The organism is Bacillus sp. SIMBA_074 (assembly GCF_046534555.1).
Classification (GTDB): domain Bacteria; phylum Bacillota; class Bacilli; order Bacillales; family Bacillaceae_G; genus Bacillus_A; species Bacillus_A mycoides.
In genome coordinates this window covers 1-337 of sequence record NZ_JAWRYM010000232.1, presented here as the reverse complement: position 1 = coordinate 337, position 337 = coordinate 1, and the positions used below count along the sequence as shown (strand labels likewise).

The following is a 337-nucleotide window of genomic DNA, read 5'->3' as shown; positions in this document are numbered from 1 at the left end:
ACCGAGGTCATCATGGCAGTGACAGCTCAGGCGAATATTTTCGGTCGCAGGAACACGCTGTCTCAACTCACGGAAAATATTTCCGTACTGATACGGTGTCATGTAGCCCACCGTATCCGGAATGTTTACTGTCGTAGCGCCTGCCTTGATGACAGCCTCTACTACCTCCGCCAAAAAGTCAATTTCAGTACGTGCTGCATCCTCTGCGGAGAATTGTACTTCCGTGAAGTACTTTTTCGCATAGGTGACTGCTTCCACTGCACGAGCAAGGACTTGCTCCTTGCTCATGTTCAACTTGAACTCACGGTGGATCGGTGATGTTGCAAGAAAGACGTGG

The 337-nt window shown here is 49.9% G+C and carries 1 pseudogene; it reads right to left on the bottom strand.

The window, feature by feature from the left end:
* Window positions 1–337 (bottom strand): annotated as a pseudogene (locus SB773_RS30635) (2-isopropylmalate synthase); the annotation flags it as partial.